The following is an 18622-nucleotide window of genomic DNA, read 5'->3' as shown; positions in this document are numbered from 1 at the left end:
AATAAATGATTAAAGGTTGATGTCAAAGAGTTTTAGGTAATTTTCTGATTGCTCAACCAGATTATTTTCTCTGTCCAACCAATTTTCCACACTGATCTCATTGTTTTCATTCCAGTTTTCATCAGTCCAGATTTTTAGTTTGCCTTTTTCAAGGATATAATTTGCATAAGGCTGGGTGACAGCGAACAAATCTCCATCTTGGTAATAAAAAATACTCAAGCCCGTCATTTTTCCTGCATCCGTAGGTTCAGTGACTTCCATGACCACAGGCTGGCCGGGAATATCATACCGCAAGATGATTTTCCTTTTTTCCCATCCTAATTTTTCAGCTTCGATCTCCCTCTCCTCATAATTTAAAGACTCCCGTGCAGCTTTTTGCATGATGCTGGTTTTTTGTTTCATTTGTACCAAAAAACTACTTTGGGTTGTTTCCTGAATGATTTCTTCCGCATCCCTCATTTCTTGGATTTCATATTTTGCCTCCTTTGAGGTGCAAGCGACAGTCAATAAGAAAAAGAAACAAAAACAATTTCTAGTAACAGAGGTCATAACAGTTGGAATTAGTTGGCCTAAATTTCCAACTAATTCCAAGCAAAAACAATAGGTTATTAGAAATTCAAATTTATTAACTTTGAGCCTATGGTAAAGGGTTTAAGCAACGACCTTATTTTAGAAATATGTGAAGGAAAGTGGATTCAAAAAGGCTCAGATACTCAAATTGACACCATTTCCATTGATTCCAGAAACATAGTTAAACCGGAAAGCACCCTTTTTTTGGCTTTAAAGGGTTTGAAGTCAGATGGACATGATTTTGTCTTACGGCTTTTTGAAAAAGGCTTGGCCTGTGCCCTTGTGGAAAAAAAGAGTTGGGATCCCCAATGCCTCTCCCAATACCCCAGATCTTCCATGATACTGGTGGAAAACACAGGAGTTGCCCTACAGCTTTTGGCTAAATATCAGAGAAGTTGCTTTCATGGTACTGTGGTTGGTATTACCGGCAGCAATGGCAAGACCATTGTAAAAGAATGGGCAGCTCAGATTTTGAGCAACCACCATGCTTTGGCCAAAAGCCCCAAAAGCTATAACAGCCAAATAGGGGTTCCTCTTTCTGTTTTTGAAATTAAACAAAGTGATCAGATCGCTATATTGGAAGCTGGAATCTCTCAATCTGGAGAAATGCAGCACCTGACCGAATTGATTCAGCCCACTATCGGAGTATTTACCAATTTGGGTACTGCACATGAGGAAGGATTTAAAGATCGCATAGAAAAATTAAAGGAAAAAACCCTGCTATTTGACAACTGTCGCTATCTTATTTATAACAAAGACCAAACCGAGGTGGATCAGGTTCTCAAAGAAAGATTTCCTTCTGAGAAGCTCATCTCCTGGTCCTCAACAGTAGGTTCAGACTACACCCTTTCCGTAAAAAAAGGTTTGGGTTTTAGTAAAATCCTGATGGTCAAACCAGCTTATGGTCTTTTTACTTTTAAAGTTGGATTTCAAGATGAAGCTTCACTGGAAAATTTAAGACATGTGATCGTGCTTTGTCTTACTCTAGGCTTATCCGAAATCCAAATACAGAACGAAATAGAAAACCTTCAGGCGGTAGACATGCGCCTTACCCTAAAGCAGGGAAGTCAGGATTGCCTGATCATTGATGATACTTACAACAATGATCTGGCTGGTTTCAGGCTGGCCATTGATTTTATGCAACAGCAAAGGCCCAAAAAGCGAAGAATCCTAATCATTTCTGATCTGCTTCAAGTCGGAGATGTGGAGCAAGTTTACCGAGAAATCGGAAAACTCATTGTCCATTTCCACTTTGATGTAGTACTTGCTGTAGGCCAAAATATCAAGGCCTTAAGAAAATATTTTGATGGTTACTTGAAATTTTTTGATGATACTCCAGCTTTGATGGATTATTTAGGCCAAGTGTCTTTTGAAAATGATCTTATCTTGGTTACCGGTGCAAGGGTTTTTGAATTTGAGAGGGTAGTCAATAAGCTCCAAATTCAGCTACACGGAACCGTTTTGGAGATCAATCTAAATGCGCTGTCTCACAATTATCACTTTTTTAAAAGCAAACTAAATCCAAAAACCAAAGTGATGGTCATGGTCAAGGCTTTTGCCTATGGGGGAGGTGCTATTGAAATCGCCAATCACCTTCAGCAATTGAAGGCCGATTATTTGACTGTTGCCTATACCGATGAGGGAGTTGCCTTAAGGAAGCAAGGTATACAACTGCCCATCATGGTACTTAATCCCTTGGAAGAAGCATTTCATAATTTGGTAAACCATGATTTGGACCCGGTAGTTTATAGTTTGGGTTTTGCCAAAAAATTGCTGAGATACTGTGAAAACCATGGGTTATCGATGACTGTTCATTTGGATTTGGACACAGGGATGAAGCGCTTGGGTTTTGAAATGGATGATTTAGAGGAATTGGCCTCATTGATCAAAGATAAAAGTAGGTTAAAGGTAGGGAGTATCTATACCCATCTGGCAGGAGCGGATGAAGAGATACATGAAGATTTTACAAGGATGCAGGTCAAGCTGTTCGAAGAAATGTATGTTTATTTAACCGAAAAATGGGATATCCGGCCATTGAAACATGTACTCAACTCACCGGGTATCATCCGTTATCCTGAATATCAGTTTGATATGGTCAGGTTAGGGATCGGTCTCTATGGCATAGAGGTCAACGGCTGGTTTGATGAAAAATTACAGCCCATCAGTACATTGAAAACTTCTGTGTCCCAAATAAAATCCTTACAAAAAGGAGAATCTGTCGGATATGGCCGAAAGGGTATTATGGATCGCGATGGAAAAATCGCCACCATCGCCATTGGATATGCTGATGGCTACGACAGGCGCTTTAGCAATGGAAAGGGCAAGGTGCTTATTCGAGGACTGGTTGCGCCTGTGATAGGCAATGTCTGCATGGACATGACCATGGTGGATGTCACCGGGATTGATGTCAATGAAGGCGATGAGGTAATTGTATATGGCAATCAATTGTCCCTCAAAGAGATGGCAGGAACTATCGGTACCATCCCTTATGAGCTCCTGACCAATGTCAGCAGTAGGGTAAAGCGGGTATATTACCTTGATTAGCGATTGTAAATTTCGGATAATTTTTTCACAATCCTTTCAGCCGTCTTTCCATCCCACAGGGGGATTCCCTGATATTGCTTCCAAGCCCCGTTTCTGATTTTATCTAAATATGGCTTCAATTTATTTGGATCAGTACCGACCAATTCATTTGTGCCCAATTCAATTGTTTCAGGTCTTTCGGTGTTGTCTCTCAATGTCAAACACGGTACATTCATCACAGAAGCCTCTTCAGTGATTCCTCCGGAATCTGTAATCACCCCTTTTGCATTTTTAACCAGGTAATTGAATTCGAGGTATCCCAGGGGTTCGACCATGTGTAACCTATCATGGGAAACACCAAGATTTTGAAGGATTTTGGCTGTTCTGGGATGTACAGGAAAAAGGACAGGGAAATCTCCTGTTCCTTCCATTATGGCGTCCATCATGGCCTTAAGCTTTTGTTCTTCATCTACATTGGCTGGCCGGTGGAGCGTGAGTACAAAGTAACTTTGAGGTTGTAATTGATCAAACAATTCCCCTTCCGGTTGTTGAAAATTAGGGATATTTTTGAGCAGCGTATCGATCATGGTGTTCCCTACATAATGGATGCTTTTTTCAGTAAACCCAAGGTTTTTCAGGTTTTGGTTGGCCAATTCTGAAGTGGTGAAAAAATGGTCCGTGATGCTGTCTGTCACCATTCGGTTGATTTCTTCCGGCATGGTAAGATCTCTGGAACGGATTCCTCCCTCCACATGAACCACGTCCACCTGCAGTTTTTTGGCAGTGATAGAGCATGCTAAGGTGGAGGTAACATCGCCTACCACGAGGACCACATCTGTAGGATGATCCATAAGTTCTTTTTCAAATCCCACCATCACTGCAGCAGTCTGTTCTGCTTGGGTACCCCCTCCTGCACCCAGGTTGGCATCTGGTTCAGGGATATTGAGCTGTTCAAAAAAATCTCCAGACATCTTCTTGTCATAATGTTGGCCAGTATGGATCAAACGGTATTCGATCCTTATTTCACTTTTATTAAATGCGTCAATGGCGTGAATGATGGGGGCGATTTTCATAAAGTTGGGTCTTGCGCCAGCCACCAAGGTAATGTGGAACATAAAAATGAGTTTATAAAGTGGAAATCCTGTTAATAATGAGCAAGTTAAATTAAAGATTGCCAAAATTACAAATCAATGCTGGGATTATGTGAATTTAATGCCCATCAATTCCATCAATTTATGGGCATTGAAGCTGGGGCAAGGTCCTTTTTTGATTTTATAATCAAATAGTACATCATTTTGTCTGATTTCAGAATGGAAACTGTGGTTGATTAATGTTGGGATTTTCAATTCCAACTCACTCAATTCGATGTCGTGGGTTGAAATGATCCCCTTACATTGACTCGGGAGCAATTGCCTTATCAATGCTTCCGAACCCATGATGCGGTCAGTAGTGTTGGTACCTTTCAGTATTTCATCTAAGAGAAAAAAAACAGGTAACCCTTTTTCAGCTCGATCCAGAAGCCCTTTGATCCGATCCAGTTCCGCATAAAAACTGCTGACACTTTCACCAAGACTATCTGTATTTCGCATAGAAGTGAACAATTGAAAGCCTCCCAATTCAAATTCCTTCGCAAATGGGGACAAACCCAAATTAACCAAAACCATATTGATACCGATGGTCCTCATGAAGGTGGTTTTCCCTGACATGTTGGATCCGGTAAGGAGGACAATTTGTTGTTCCTGGTTTAGGTCAAAATCATTGGCCACACAAGTCTCGGGCTGAAGAAGGGGGTGTTGGATAGCCAATGCATGCATGACGGGCTTATCTATCCAAGTCACTTTTCCCTGTAACTTTTCATCTTTTGTAAACGCAGATAGGGACACGAGAACCTGCCATTGGTCAAAAACGTTTTCCCAAGTTTTCATAGGAGTTCCATACACCCTTTTCCATTTTTCAAGGCGGTAAAGCACAACAAAATCAATCCAGAAAAGAAAGTTGAATATCAAATACATCAAGTTGGCCCGGTTCTGAACCGTAAAACTTTGTTGCTCAAGGGATTTCAATGCCTTAGAAGCCAAAAAATCTCCTTTGGTAAAGGGTTCTTGAAGGGAAAGGAGCTTTTTATCCACAAATTTGTCTTCTTCCATTTGTTTGGACCATGCCCCAAAAGTCTTCAAATCACCTCGATCTGGCATGGACTTTCCTGCATGAAGCATGGTTTTGAATACCATACCCAAGGCTGGAATGCCCAAAAGAAGCCAGGCTGATAATACGGAGACCGGTAACAATCCCAATATCAATCCCAATAATACAAGTGTTCCCAGCAGAGGTCCTAGAACCATGGGGATGAGGTACCATTTTTTCCAGGAAATGGGCGCGGAAAGCCAACCATAAAAATTTTTCTTGGATTTTTCTTCCTTGAGGAATGCCTTTCCATAGGCTTCGAACAACAGCAAAAAAGGTTCTTTCTGAGCCAACTCCTTGATCGCGCTATGACGCTCTACTGCTATCTTGGGATCAATATCGGATTTCATCCAACTGACCAGCAGTTTTTCCCCACTTTTGTTGACCGTATGGTTGATGAGTTGGAACAGGGAATGCTGTCCAAAAAGATCCAGGTCGTTGGCAAAGGGATGCTTTTTATCCTTGAATACCTCACCATCAGGAAAATCAACCAATTTTCTGGATTTCCTTTTTTCAGCTTCTTGCTGTATCCTTGAGATGGCTTTTAAAATGGCCTGTTTATCTTTCTCTTTTTCGTAGGCCAAAACCAGATACACAAAAAGAGCACTCAGGGGAAAAAACAACAACAACAACCAACGAATCTCTGATATGCCAACGATAAGCACTGCTCCCAAAATGAAAAACAACAGCAACCTTGCAATGGATAATACAGCAATTTTTTGTTGGGTTGCTTTGATCTCTTTGTCGGCTTCCCGGTAATTGACTTCCATATTCATGCGCCAAAGATAGCCAATCTGACTGCTTTCCCCAGCATGAAAATAATTTTGAAAGTTTAATGCAATATTGTTGCATTTAAAAAAAGCTTTCAATACATTTGATACATCATTCAGAACAAGTTCTCTTAACATGAATGATGGTGGTTGACAAAGAAAACTCCGGTTTATCCGGAGTTTTCCTATTTAGTGACAATGACAATGCGAATTAAGACAGCGATAGGGATCTGCATAATTGGGATGATTTTTTCATCTTTTGTTTTTGAGGGTCCAGATCTTTGGGCCTTGTTTTCCAAAACCCGATTTACCGAAAAACTGAATAGGGAACTTAAGATGTATTTTCTATATCCCAACTTTCCAGAGGAACTCAAAGCCTTGGAAGGTAAGCAGGTTCAGGTTTCCGGATTTTATATACCCTTGGAGGTTAATTTGGGAAACTTGGTTGTACTGTCGAAGTATCCCATGGCCGAATGTTTTTTCTGTGGGGGTTCGGGTCCTGAAAGCGTGCTGGTTGCCTATTTAAAAGGCCGACCACCCAAAAGGCTGAAAACCGATGACATTATCACCATCAAAGGCACTTTGAAATTGAATGCCAACGATATTGAAGAATTGAATTTCATCCTTGAAAATGCAGAAATACTCCCAAATAAATGAATAAAAAACTTCCTGTAACCGTTCTAAGTGGTTTTCTTGGGGCAGGTAAAACCACCTTGCTCAATCATATTTTGCACAATAAATCCGGCTTAAAAGTAGCAGTCATCGTCAATGACATGAGTGAAGTAAACGTTGATGCCCAATTGGTCAGGCAAGAAAATGTGCTGTCCCGAACCGATGAAAAATTGGTCGAGATGAGCAATGGCTGTATTTGCTGTACCCTTAGGGAAGACCTGATGCTGGAAGTGGAGCGGTTGGCGCGAGAAGAGCGCTTTGATTATTTATTGATAGAAAGTACCGGCATTTCTGAGCCTCTGCCTGTTGCTCAGACCTTTAGTTTTATAGATGAGGAAAAAGGAATTGACCTTTCGGCTTTTAGCAGGCTCGATACCATGGTGACCGTGGTGGATGCTTTCAATTTTATCAATGATTTTGGCAGTGATCAGACGGTTTACACAAAAAGGCTGAATGATGACCCGGAAGATCAGCGATCCATTGTCAATCTGCTGACAGACCAGGTAGAGTTTGCCAACGTAATTCTGCTCAACAAATCAGATTTGGTAGAAAAAGAAGCTTTGGAAGAACTGAAAGCCATTTTGGAAAAATTAAATCCATCTGCCAAAATTATTCCTACATCCTATTCGAAGGTAGATCCAACTTTGATTCTAAATACAGGCTTATTTGACTTTGAGGAGGCTTCAAACAGTGCTGGCTGGCAGGAGGAGTTAAACAAAGTCCATACCCCGGAAACGGAGGAGTACGGGATAAGCTCATTTGTATTCAGGGATAAGCGGCCTTTTCATCCCCAACGCTTCTGGGATTACATATCCAAGTCATGGCCTGCAGGCATCATTCGGAGCAAGGGGCTGTTTTACCTGGCTTCCAGGAAAGATCATGCACTTTCATGGTCTCAGGCAGGGGGTTCTTTGAAAGCAGACAACATCGGGGTTTGGTGGGCCAGTATGCCTTACGCCCAAAGAATTCAATACAATTCTTATGTGGAAAACCAAAAGCTCATCGAAAGTAGATGGGACAAGCAATTCGGAGACCGGATGAATGAACTGGTGATCATAGGTCAGGATCTGGATGAAGACAACATTTGTGAAGAACTGGAAGGTTGTTTGTTGACTCCTTTGGAACTACTGGCCTACAAACATGGGAGTACTTTTGAGGATAATTGGCCTTTGTAGATTCCATTTGTGATTTACTTGGGGATTTTAGAGAGTATTTTTAGAAAGTTTAGCAGGCAAGCCTTAACTTACCAATTGCTTTATTTTCAGAATCCATGTCAGAATACCTCAAAAATTTTTTCCATCAAGAACTCGAAAAGCAAGGCTTGGACCTTTCCAATGTGCCGTTTATTCAAGCCTTGGAGTTGGCCCTTAGTTCGGACAGATCCTTTTTTCTTACTGGGAAAGCAGGAACTGGGAAGACTACTTTTCTTCATACGTTAAGAAGAATTGGAATTCATAAAAACATGGTTGTATTGGCTCCAACAGGTGTGGCGGCTGTAAATGCAAAAGGCAAAACCATTCATTCCTTTTTCAAAATCGATCCCCGTCAGCTTTTTCTTCCAGGTGATCCCCGCCTACAAGCCCGGCCCGGGAAAGGCAATTTTTCTATTTATGATACCTTTCAACTCAATAAATCCAGAATATCTGTGATCAGGAGATTGGATACTTTGGTAATAGACGAAGTCTCCATGCTGCGGGTCGAGCTCTTGGATGTGATTGATCAAATCCTGCGGGTATACCGCAAAAAAACCCATTTACCCTTTGGAGGAGTACAAATGATCTTGATAGGGGATCCTTTTCAGCTTCCTCCGGTGGTAAAAAGTCCGGAATGGGAAATACTATCCAAATACTACGGAACACGGTTTTTTTATGGCTCATTTGCTTTCAAAACGCTGCAACCCATCCATCTGGAATTACAGAAAATTTACAGACAGGAAGATGAGGCATTCAAAGGCATTTTGAATAGAATCAGAGAAAACAGACATGATATTACCGATATTCAGACCTTAAATGCTACCGCTAAAAGATATGATTTCAGCCTCTTAGACCAAGGGTATATCCTGATAGGCACCCACAATACCACCATATCGACTGTCAACGAAAAAAAACTGAAAGAATTGAACACCAAAGAGTGGGTTTATCCCGCCACTGTCAGGGATAATTTTCCTGCACAAATGGCTCCATTTGATCCCATTGACCTTACCTTAAAGAAAGGTGCCCAAGTGATCTTTATGAGAAATAATCCCGAAAAACGCTACTACAATGGCATGATCGGAAAAGTGACGGGTTTGAAAGACAACAAAATTGAAGTGGAGACTCCGGAAGGTTTTATCCTTGAGGTAGAAAGGGAAGTCTGGGAAAATGTGGAATATGTCTACGATGAGGAAAAAGAACAGGTCGTTTCCGAAGTCATAGGGTCCTTTACCCAGTTTCCCTTGAAATTGGCCTGGGCGATCACTGTACATAAAAGCCAGGGTCTGACTTTTCAAAGGGCTATCTTGGACATCAATCGGTCCTTCGAATCCGGTCAGGTTTATGTGGCTTTGAGCCGCTGTACCAGCCTTGATGGGCTGGTGATCAAATCACCCATCTATGCCAATAGCGTAAAGACTGACCCGGATAGCGTGCTATTTAGCCACCAAAGATCGGCTGAAAAGCTGGTAGAGCAGGAACTGATCCAAGCCAGGGCTTTTGCGGCTGCCAGATATGCTTTTCTTGCCTTTAGAAAGGGGGAATATCCCAAAGCAAAAGAATTGTTGGAGGCTATTCTCGAAGTCCATGATATCACCATCTATCCCAAGTGGCAGCAGTTTCTAAAGATCAAAGCCAGGATGGAACAGAAAAACGCAATCGAAAACAGACTGAATTAGTCGGTGACGACCATTTTGAATCCTTCCCCATGCAGGGTGATGATCTGTACTTTTGGATCTACTTTGAGCAACTTCCTTATTTTGCTTAGGTAAACATCCATGCTCCGAGCATTGAAATAACTGTCATCTCCCCAGATTTGCTTTAAGGCATGGGTTCTGCTAACGTTTTTATTCAGCTCTGAGGCCAACAGTCTCAGAAGTTCGTTTTCCTTGGATGTCAACTTGTGTTTCCCTTCAGAAGACTCCAAAACCTGCTCATCATAATGGAGTATAAAGTCCCCGAAATTATAATTTTTGAGCGGGCTGATCTCATGGCTTTTTTGGGTTCTTTTGAGTATGGCTCCGATGCGTAGAAGAAGCTCTTCCATACTGAAAGGCTTGGTGATGTAGTCGTCTGCTCCCACTTTGAGGCCAGCTATGATATCTTCCTTCAGGTTTTTGGCGGTAAGGTAGATAATCGGCTGGTTTTCGGCCACCATTTTTATTTCCTTACCCAGGGTAAACCCATCCTTTTTAGGCATCATGATATCCAAAATGCAGAGATCAAATTTATCCTTTTTGAATTTATTCCAGCCCTCTTCTCCGTCTCGGCATAGAGTCGTGTCATATCCTTTCATTTGCAGGTATTCCTGCAGGATTTCACCAAGATTGGGATCATCCTCCACTACTAAAAGTTTTGCCTTATTCATTGTTTTTTGGGTAAAATTATGGTGAAATTACTTCCTTTATCCTGCTCACTTTCTACGCTAATCCTACCATGATGTGCTTCTAGCATGGTTTTGACATAAGATAAGCCCAGCCCAAATCCTTTGACATCATGGATATTGCCGGTAGGGACCCTGTAGAATTTATCAAAGATTTTACGTATCGCTTCCTTGCTCATCCCTATGCCATTGTCTCTGATGCTGACAGTCATTTCATGCTCGTTGTCTCTAGCTTTGATGGTGATTTCAGGGCTTTCTTTTGCGTATTTATTGGCGTTGTCCAGAAGGTTGTTGAATATGTGCGTAAGGTGAAAGGCATCCCCCTCCAAATAGGGAGAGGTCAGGTCAATGTCTGCAATTAACTTACCCCCCCGATTCTCTACCTGAAGGGCAAAATGTTGCACTACGCCGTTCAACAATTCTTCCAAATTGACCTGCTCCAATTTGAGATTAAATTCTTTTTTATCTAATGTGGCGGCCTGTAATACCTTCTCTACCTGAAGACCCAATCTTTTGTTCTCCTCTTTGATGATTCCGATATAACGGTTCCTGAATTTATCCTGATTCACCAATTCAGGATCCTGAAGTGCTTCCACAGCCAAGCTTACAGTAGCAATCGGGGTCTTGAATTCATGGGTCATGTTGTTGATAAAATCATTCTTGACTTCGGATAATTTCTTCTGTCGGATGATGACCATGATGGCATAGGCAAAGCAAAAAATAATGATGATCATGAACAACAGCGAGCTGGAAAGCGGAAGCCAGATCTGCTTGATGATGTAGGTGGCCTTATTGGGGAAATTGATAAGTAGGAAATTATTTTTCCCCACAATGTCACTTGGAAATAGCTCGGCTTTTATACTTTCCTTAGCAAAAATTTCTGGATTTTTGATGTGGTTGATAGCAATCAGAGAATCATTGTTTTTAATGATACCCAATTCATAATCAACCCCAATCCCCCTTTCCTCCAGCTGTTCTCGCAGGATTTGCTGAAGCTGGGAAGTATCTATTCTGGTCATCACATCCCTTTGGCCTTCAAAAATCTCTTGCCAGGCCCTCTCAAACAACTCTGATTTGAGGTTGGCCCTGATGATCCTTTCTGCTGCATCTTTTGGGACATTGTATTCCTCAATGATTTCTGTTTCTCTGATACTCTGTCTTCTTCTTTCCGTTCTGTTGAGAAATTGAAATTGACGCTGTTTTTCGAGGAGTAGGATTTCCATTTCATCAGGGGTAAACAGTTCGGCAGCCATTTCAGGAGGCATGAATGCAAAAAAGCTTTCCATGTCGGTGATTTGATTCAGGTCTCCACCCCTCGACTCGATGATTCTTCTGAAGCTTTGGGAAAGTTTAGGCATCGGCTGCACCAACATGGTGTCTCCGATAAAGGACCGGTTTCTCACCACCTCCCGGCGTCTGATCTGCAGGTTGATTGGCTCGATTTTTTGAAAAAGAAACTGCTGCAACAAAGTATCTTGGGCCAGGTTTTTCAAAAAAAAGTCACTGGTTTCACCTTTCTCAAGCTTATCCACCGTAGAGGTAATCGCCTGATACACATTTTGCTCAAAACGCTCCTGGTTGATTTTATATGCATTGTTGACCCAATAATACTGAAACCCCATCAGACCCAGGCAAGCCAAGGCCATCAAATAGATGATCAGTTTCATTCTGTGTTGTGACATGGTACAAATTTAGTAGTATAATGAGTTGTCCGGCAGTTCATTAACAATTTTTAACGGGCAACTTACATATCCTATTATTTCTTGCAGATCAAAAAACAAGCCAATGAATTGGACGGCAGAAAAAGCCAGAACATGAGGTTCGGTCGAAAAAATCCCTCTAGGGATTGAGTCAGATCAAATAATTTTTCATCAAAATTCCTGAAATTTGAAAACCATTATAAGACTGAAATCGTAATGTAATTAGTTTCTTATAATAAATGCAAATACCTAATCATGAAAAGGAAGGCTTTAGCCTTCTTTTTTTGTTATGAGCCATTTCATATCTTTGGCACTCAATTGACGAATCATGGTGCAAAACAACCTTCAGTTTGAAATTCAGGGCGTGGCCTTGTTAGATATTGCCAAAAAATTTGGGACTCCCCTATATGTTTATGACGGGCAAAAAATACTCGATCAGGTCGCCCTTTTGAAACAGGCTTTTAATACGGTGGACCTAAGAATTAAATATGCCACCAAAGCCTTATCAAACCTCAATATACTAAAATTGATGCGGAAGTCCGGCGCTGGAGTAGATGCTGTTTCCATAGAAGAAGTGCATTTGTGTCTCCATGCGGGTTATCAACCTGAAGAAATCATGTACACACCCAATTGTGTTGCTTTTGATGAAATTCAGCAAGCGGTCAAGTTGGGTGTCATGATTAACATAGACAACATTCCGATGCTGGAGCATTTTGGCACCTACTATGGCCAGGAGATTCCCATATGTATCAGGCTGAATCCCCACATACTTGCGGGAGGAAATGCAAAAATATCAGTAGGTCATATTGACAGTAAATTCGGTATTTCCGTCTTACAGCTAAAGCACGTATTGAAAATCGTAGAGGCTTATCAGCTCAATGTCACCGGACTTCATATTCATACAGGATCGGATATATTGGATGCTACAGTCTTTTTGAAAGGAGCCGAAATTGTGTTTGATGCTGCCAGAGAATTCAAGGATTTACAGTTCCTTGATTTTGGAGGTGGATTTAAGGTCGGTTATAAGCCCGGAGACGTGACAACGGATATCATGGATGTAGGACAGAAGGTTTCTGAGGCCTTCAAAGCTTTTTGTGAGGAGTATGGTCGCAATCTGGAGTTATGGTTTGAGCCAGGAAAGTTTTTGGTCAGCGAAGCCGGTTATTTGCTGGTAAAAGCCAATGTGGTGAAATCCACTCCTGCTTCTACTTTTGTGGGGGTAGATTCTGGATTGAATCATTTGATACGGCCCATGATGTATGATGCCTACCATGGAGTAGTCAATCTTTCTCAAACGGAAGGTCCGGAAAGGGTGTACACCATAGTGGGCTATATCTGTGAAACCGATACCATTGCCGCGGATAGAAAACTGAAGGAAATCAAAGAAGGAGATGTATTGGCCATCAAAAATGCCGGGGCCTACGGTTTTAGCATGAGTTCAAATTACAATTCCAGACTTAGACCAGCAGAAGTACTGGTCCTTGATGGAAAGGCGCATTTGATCCGGGAAAGGGAAAGTTTCGAGGACATCCTCAGGCATCAGGTCGATATCGGTCTTTGATCGGATCGGCCTAATTGCCACCACATAAGGCACTTAGTTCACCTAGTTTTTAATTTGGAATTTAAGCTTTCTTGCAAATGTAGGCAGAGGCAATGTGGAAATATCTGTTTCACATTTCTGTTTAAGTAATACCAGTCTTTCATGGCTACATCTCTATGTTAACTAGGTGGTAAAAAAATAAATTAAAGTTCTCTTGGCTGGGTTTTCAGTCAATTAGAGGTTAAAACATACTTTCACCACATAAGGCACATCGTTCACAAAGTTTTTTTGAATAGTCTTTTTGACAGTGAGAGTCACTGGAAAGAGACCATAACATTCAAATCATTTTTTGAAATGTGGCTACCGGCAGTATTGAGTTTTCCCTATGTTTAAATTATTGCCTATGTGGCTTAATTTTTTTTTCTGCTTCAAATCATTTTGTCAGTGAAAAAAAGCTCCTTCTGTTGGGCTTTCTGCCCCTTGTAAAAAACCAGCCCAAATCATAAAATTTACAACAAATTTATTTTTATAAAATTTTGTATAATCCAAAATTTATTTACTTATTTCATATAACAGTATTAATTAAAAAATATCATTTTGACGTATATGAAATGCTTAAAATTTTATTCCAAACCATAAAAAGCAATATTTACGGTTTATTTGACAAAAAACTGACCGTAAAACCAAAAAAAATGGCTGGAATCAAATAAGGTGTTTCAAATGGAGGTTCAAATGATCAAGGTTTAGTCTGAAGGCATCGTTGCTATGGAAAACAAGGTAAATACCACATATGACTCATACCAAGGTTTTAAGGAGGGAGTCGATTCTACTTCCTCAATCCAAGTATCTTGGGAAGCCAGTGTCAGCCAGGTTTTACCTTACTATCAGACAGGAAATAAGAAAGTAAGGGTAATCTTTCCGTCCAAGTATGGACCAAAGGGAAGTTACATGAAGGGGAGGATAGTTTCTACCAAGTATTTACGGGAGATAAACACTTTCAACAGGCCTGTCCAAAACCTTTCATTCAGTACCTATACAATTTTCACCAAGGAAAGTGAGGATCGGAAATCCGGGGTGAACCTTGGGGTACTACCTCCGTTATCATTTTTTTCATCATTATTTTCAATATCAGGCATCCCCAGTGCAGTTGGTCATTTGCAGTTGGAAACCCGAGTGGATACGGGTCGGGGAGATTTTTGTCCTAGTATCCGGAGCCAAATAAGTGCAGTAGCATCAGTGAAGAGGAATTTGGCTCCGGATTTATTTCATTCATTACCTGCTGGTATCGATTTTGGGTTTTGGGCCAAAGCCTTCAATCCAAGTCTTGACATGGTTCCAGCCATTCATAAATTTAAGTACAGACATACTCACGGCTTAGCCACCCATTTTATGGAATTGTTCTAATCGCCCGTACATTTTTTTTATACCATTACTGGTTATCGTGTGTGTAAGGCTGCCTCATTGATCATAAGGATCTTTAGGCAGCCATTTTTTTTTGAAACAATCCCTTGCTCTTTTTCTTTTACATACCACAGGTAACCAGTATTTTCTAAAGTATGGGCAAAAAACTCAGGTTGATTTTAGGCGATCAATTGAACGCAAAACATTCTTGGTACCAAAAGCAAGAAAGGGATACCCTCTATGTGATGATGGAGGTGAGGCAGGAGACGGATTATGTCCACCATCACATCCAAAAAGTAGTAGCCTTTTTCCAAAGCATGAGGCAGTTTGCGCAGTCCCTACAAGACGAAGGACATGCGCTTGTTTACCTGACTTTGGATGATGAAAGAAATGAACAGGACATCACCAAAAATCTGGATTGGCTGATCAAAGAAAAGGCCATTGAACACTTCGATTATCAGTTGCCTGATGAATACCGGCTAGACAAACAGATCAAGAAGTGGGTTTCAAAGCTTAAAATCAGCCATGAAGCATGGGATACAGAACATTTCATGACTAAACGGGAAGATTTGGAAGCATTTTTCAAAGGAAAAAAAACCTATCTGATGGAGACATTTTACCGGCAGATGAGAAAAAACCACGATATCTTGATGGATGGGAAGGAACCGATCACCGGAAAGTGGAATTATGATCATGACAACCGCAATAAACTCAAAGATCCTGATTTAATTGAAGCCCCTTTAACCTTCAAGAAGGATGTTTCGGGATTAGTGGATATGGTTAGAAAAGCAGGGGTCAAAACATTAGGGGAAATTGTAGAAGCAAATTTTGATTGGCCAACAAGTAGAAAAGAAGGACTTCGGCTGTTGGATTATTTTTGTGAAAAGCTTTTGCCCAATTTTGGCACTTATCAGGATGCGATGCACACTGACCATGCCTTTCTCTTCCATTCCAGACTCAGTTTTGCTTTAAACAGCAAAATGCTTTCACCCCTTGAGGTGGTCAAAAAAGTGGAACAGCAATGGGAAAATCACCAAGATGATATCGATATCTCTCAGGCAGAGGGATTTATAAGACAGATAATCGGTTGGAGGGAATACATGCGAGGCATTTACTGGGCTAAAATGCCAGCGTTTGCCGAACTGAATTTTTTTGAGCACAAAAGAGCTTTGCCAGATTGGTATTGGACAGGAAAAACGAAAATGAATTGCCTAAAGCATGCCATTGGTCAATCCCTTAATGAAGCCTATGCCCATCACATTCAACGCCTGATGGTTACCGGTAACTTTGCACTTTTGGCCGGATGTGATCCGGATGAAGTGGATGATTGGTATTTAGGTATTTATATAGACGCGATAGAATGGGTAGAAATCACCAATACCAGAGGCATGAGTCAGTTTGCCGATGGAGGTATAGTAGGCACTAAACCTTATGTGTCAAGCGCCAATTACATCCATAAAATGAGTAATTATTGTACTCAGTGTAAATATGACAAAAACAAAAAATATGGGGAGAATGCCTGCCCGTTCAATAGTCTGTATTGGGATTTTTATGATCGGCATCGGGAAAAGCTTGAAAATAACCCAAGGATAGGCATGATGTATAGGACTTGGGAAAAAATGAAGCCTGCCGAAAAGGGAAATATCCTTCAGCAGGCTTCAACATATCTGGATCAGATCAATGATTTGTAATGGGATCTATTCCGATTTGGCTTGAGAAACGTTTTCAGAAAGGTTCATGGCTATCCTTTTCAAGACTACCGGTTCCTTGAATTTACTGGTCACCATTTCCAAAAAGTATTTCAGATCCTTATAATCACTGGCCAATATCATGCTGTTTTTCATTTCGAAGACAGCTGAAATCTTGATCATGCCTTCCATTTGAGTAACACTGTACAAAAGTTTGGAATTGCCATCGGGCATGGCGATGTTGATGCTTTCAGGAAAATCATCCAACTCAAATCCATCTGGAATATTGATGATGGAAGAATAATTGTCGCTGAAACTGTAGTTAAAATCGACAGGAAATTGTCTGCTGTCTTCTTTAAAGGGGTTTTCTTTGTACTTTAGGTATTTGAATGGGGTAAGGTAGATTAAATTGGTACTCTCATCCATCTTGTCAGTAACAGTAAATTTTGTATCAATTTGAGGTCTTGGACCTGATTTTACATTTACTTCCAATAGGTTAATATTATCCTGATTTTCTGAGAACATAGCTTTTTTAACCTCTTCCAAATCATCGCTACCCTTGCTGTTGTTTCTGAATTGAATGGCATCATAATCAGAATATCGGACCACATTATCAAATGTCATTTCATTTTGTTCATTGAGCTTAACATTGACCATCTGAAATACACCCGAACGGTGTCCCAGTTGAATGGGCATCAGCCCACTGTTGTTATCCATCAATACAAAGCCTCCTTCTACATGATTATCAAGGGAAAGGTATCCAGGACGCAATTCCTTATCAGAGGCGTCCAAATATATGGCGGTTCCTTTTTCATCTTCAGCTACGATGATGAGTTGGTTAAACTGCGTAATAAAAGGGTACTGAACCAATGTTGATCTTCCGTTTCCTTTGCTGCTGATCAACAAAGGGTAAGCAGAAATGTTGTTCGCCCGCAACATGGCAAGCAACAAAAGATTAAGATCCGCTTTGGTTCCAGATTTGCTACCAAGCAATTCTTTGATGGTTTGAGAAGGAAAAATCCCAACTCTTCGACTGTTTTCGAAATTTTCCTGTATATATTTTTGCGCACTTGCCATACGCTCTACCGAAGAGGTTCCTTCTAAAGGGATTTCCTTGAGAGATTTTGTGGAAGCATTGTTTTTTAGAAAACCGCCGAATTTATCCGACGAGGTGAGTTCATCAGCGGTTTCTTGCCAAGAAGACATGACACTTTCATAAGCTGGACCTGTACCGCCATAACCCTGGCTGTTGTCTTTTTTGTATCCAGCAAGTTGAAACTCTATTTTGTCAAGATAGTCTTCAAAGTTGGAGATATAGGGTTCGGGTTTGATGGATTTAAGGTTAGTCAATTCCCATTCGTATTTGCCATTCTTCTGAGTTTTTTTGGCTCTTGAAACAAAATTATCCCCTTGACCCAAAAACCTGTAATCCAAGTACTCAGGGATGTCAATGCTGTATTTTGAAACCATGGTTGGAATTCTGTTTTGAAAGGACCAGCCATCCAGAAATGTGATGTATTTATCAATTTTCTTGTAACTATATTCAAGTATAGAACCGGGCTGTACATTTGGGAAAGTTATCCGGTATTCTTTTCGGCCATTGCCCGCATCTATCTCGAAAATTTCTTTTTTGCTTAACTTGATCACCTCCTCTTTGCCGTCTGTAAAATTCACAATCTGGGCCTTGAGACCGGAAATAATCTCAATGCTTTTGCCCCCATGGTAATAGCTGATGGTCACATCTGCGATGTCAGTGGCGCTAGGATTGAACACTTTTTTCCTGAAATGAATATCAGTATGCAGGTTACCTCCCACAAAGTAACTGGAGGCACTTTCATAAATGACTACCGCAGCTGCATCAGGCTCATATTCACAGGAACTTAGGTCAATTTCTTCCTGGGAATATTTACCGAATTTGATATCTTGTGCTATGGCGGTTATCAGGGTTAGGGTTCCCACCAAGCAGCTGCTTAAAAGAAATTTGTAAAATGTTTTCATGGG

At 40.9% G+C, this 18622-nt stretch carries 13 protein-coding genes; 7 read left to right on the top strand and 6 right to left on the bottom strand.

Annotated features, from left to right (window positions below):
• Positions 1–9: 9 nt before the first annotated feature.
• Positions 10–549, bottom strand: coding sequence for a hypothetical protein (locus H1A14_RS04635; protein ID WP_194775057.1), 540 nt, complete (start codon positions 547–549; stop codon positions 10–12).
• Between the two features lie 90 nt (positions 550–639).
• Between H1A14_RS04635 and H1A14_RS04630 the strand changes: the two genes are divergently transcribed.
• Entirely contained in the window at positions 640–3114 is a 2475-nt protein-coding gene (locus H1A14_RS04630; RefSeq protein ID WP_194775056.1) for a bifunctional UDP-N-acetylmuramoyl-tripeptide:D-alanyl-D-alanine ligase/alanine racemase, read from the top strand.
• Here H1A14_RS04630 and wecB read toward each other — a convergent pair.
• Positions 3111–4208, bottom strand: a complete 1098-nt coding sequence (wecB, locus tag H1A14_RS04625) for a non-hydrolyzing UDP-N-acetylglucosamine 2-epimerase (RefSeq protein WP_194775055.1) — start codon at positions 4206–4208, stop codon at positions 3111–3113. The two genes, H1A14_RS04630 and wecB, sit on opposite strands and share 4 nt — an antisense overlap.
• 84 nt (positions 4209–4292) lie before the next feature.
• A complete protein-coding gene (locus H1A14_RS04620) occupies positions 4293–6185 on the bottom strand; it encodes a MutS-related protein (RefSeq protein ID WP_317174850.1) in 1893 nt (630 codons plus the stop codon).
• Positions 6186–6290: 105 nt separating this feature from the next.
• On the opposite strand from H1A14_RS04620, the gene H1A14_RS04615 reads away from it, so the two are divergent.
• From H1A14_RS04615 to H1A14_RS04605, 3 genes are all read left to right on the top strand, one after another.
• The gene (locus tag H1A14_RS04615; protein ID WP_228527580.1) at positions 6291–6704 is read left to right on the top strand and encodes a peroxiredoxin family protein; all 414 of its coding nucleotides are present in this window, start codon (positions 6291–6293) and stop codon (positions 6702–6704) included.
• Complete coding sequence (locus H1A14_RS04610) at positions 6701–7894, top strand: GTP-binding protein (protein WP_194775053.1); 1194 nt, start codon at positions 6701–6703, stop codon at positions 7892–7894. The genes H1A14_RS04615 and H1A14_RS04610 overlap by 4 nt, the downstream gene beginning before the upstream one ends.
• A gap of 95 nt (positions 7895–7989) precedes the next feature.
• Entirely contained in the window at positions 7990–9588 is a 1599-nt protein-coding gene (locus H1A14_RS04605) for an ATP-dependent DNA helicase (protein WP_194775052.1), read from the top strand.
• On the opposite strand, the gene H1A14_RS04600 is transcribed toward H1A14_RS04605, so the two are convergent.
• Both H1A14_RS04600 and H1A14_RS04595 read right to left on the bottom strand, forming a co-directional pair.
• Positions 9585–10277 (bottom strand): response regulator transcription factor, encoded by a 693-nt coding sequence (locus H1A14_RS04600; protein ID WP_194775051.1) that lies wholly within the window; start codon positions 10275–10277, stop codon positions 9585–9587. The genes H1A14_RS04605 and H1A14_RS04600 overlap by 4 nt on opposite strands.
• Complete coding sequence (locus H1A14_RS04595) at positions 10274–11974, bottom strand: sensor histidine kinase (RefSeq protein WP_194775050.1); 1701 nt, start codon at positions 11972–11974, stop codon at positions 10274–10276. Before H1A14_RS04595 ends, H1A14_RS04600 begins: the two co-directional genes overlap by 4 nt.
• 346 nt (positions 11975–12320) lie before the next feature.
• Here H1A14_RS04595 and lysA point away from each other — a divergent pair, with 346 nt between their 5' ends.
• The 3 genes from lysA (at position 12321) to H1A14_RS04580 (ending at position 16624) form a co-directional block, all read left to right on the top strand.
• Positions 12321–13553, top strand: a complete 1233-nt coding sequence (gene lysA / locus H1A14_RS04590; protein ID WP_194775049.1) for a diaminopimelate decarboxylase — start codon at positions 12321–12323, stop codon at positions 13551–13553.
• 744 nt (positions 13554–14297) lie between these two features.
• The gene (locus tag H1A14_RS04585; RefSeq protein ID WP_194775048.1) at positions 14298–14936 is read left to right on the top strand and encodes a hypothetical protein; all 639 of its coding nucleotides are present in this window, start codon (positions 14298–14300) and stop codon (positions 14934–14936) included.
• A gap of 152 nt (positions 14937–15088) precedes the next feature.
• On the top strand, positions 15089–16624 hold the full coding sequence (locus tag H1A14_RS04580; protein WP_194775047.1) for a cryptochrome/photolyase family protein: 1536 nt from the start codon (positions 15089–15091) through the stop codon (positions 16622–16624).
• Positions 16625–16630: 6 nt separating this feature from the next.
• Here H1A14_RS04580 and H1A14_RS04575 read toward each other — a convergent pair whose 3' ends face one another.
• A complete protein-coding gene (locus H1A14_RS04575) occupies positions 16631–18619 on the bottom strand; it encodes a DUF3857 domain-containing protein (protein ID WP_194775046.1) in 1989 nt (662 codons plus the stop codon).
• Positions 18620–18622 lie beyond the last annotated feature (3 nt).

Source organism: Pararhodonellum marinum, assembly GCF_015354735.1.
GTDB classification, from domain to species: domain Bacteria; phylum Bacteroidota; class Bacteroidia; order Cytophagales; family Cyclobacteriaceae; genus Pararhodonellum; species Pararhodonellum marinum.
This window is presented reverse-complemented; position numbering and strand designations above follow the sequence as displayed.